Source organism: Sphingomonas sp. TF3 (assembly GCF_003985085.1).
Taxonomy (GTDB): Bacteria; Pseudomonadota; Alphaproteobacteria; order Sphingomonadales; family Sphingomonadaceae; genus Sphingomonas.
Genome location: NZ_RWKS01000078.1, coordinates 1 through 808 on the forward strand (window position 1 = coordinate 1; position 808 = coordinate 808).

Sequence of the window (808 nt, forward strand, 5' to 3'; positions counted from 1 at the left end):
TGCTCAAGCCGACTCCACCCTCGGTCGGTGGCCCGATCGACAAGGTTGCGCTCGACCGCAATGCGCGATTGCTGGAGACGGTGCTGAGCGATTTCCACGTCAAGGGGTCGATCATCAATGTGCGACCGGGCCCAGTGGTGACGATGTACGAACTGGAACCGGCGGCCGGCATCAAGGCGAGCCGCGTCATTCAGCTCGCCGACGACATCGCGCGCAACATGTCGGCGGTGTCGGCACGCGTGGCCACCATTCCCGGGCGCACCGTAATCGGTATCGAGTTGCCCAATGCGCGGCGCGAGACGGTGGGCCTGCGCGAACTCATCGATTCGCTCGACGATCAGCCGGGCGCGCTGTCGCTGGTGCTGGGCAAGAATATCGCGGGCGATCCCGTCATCGCCGATCTCGCCCCGATGCCGCATTTGCTCGTTGCGGGTACGACGGGTTCGGGCAAGTCGGTCGGGCTCAACTGCATGATCCTGTCGCTGCTCTATCGGCTCAAGCCGGAAGAGTGCCGGATGATCATGATCGATCCCAAGATGCTCGAACTGAGCATGTATGAGGACATTCCGCACCTCTACGCACCCGTCGTGACCGACCCGGCCAAGGCGGTGCGCGCGCTCAAATGGACGGTCGAGCAGATGGAGGACCGCTATCGGCAAATGTCCTCGCTCGGCGTGCGCAGCCTGGCCAGCTTCAACGACAAGGTGCGCGCGGCCAAGGCCAAGGGCCAGCCGCTCGGGCGCAAGGTGCAGACCGGCTATGAACCCGTCACCGGCGCGCCGATCTATGAAGAGGAAACGCTCGATTA

The 808-nt window shown here is 64.0% G+C and carries 1 protein-coding gene; it reads left to right on the plus strand.

From position 1 onward, the window contains the following. Nucleotides 1-808: DNA translocase FtsK (locus EJC47_RS20860; protein WP_260591705.1), on the plus strand; the 808-nt coding region annotated here is incomplete at both ends.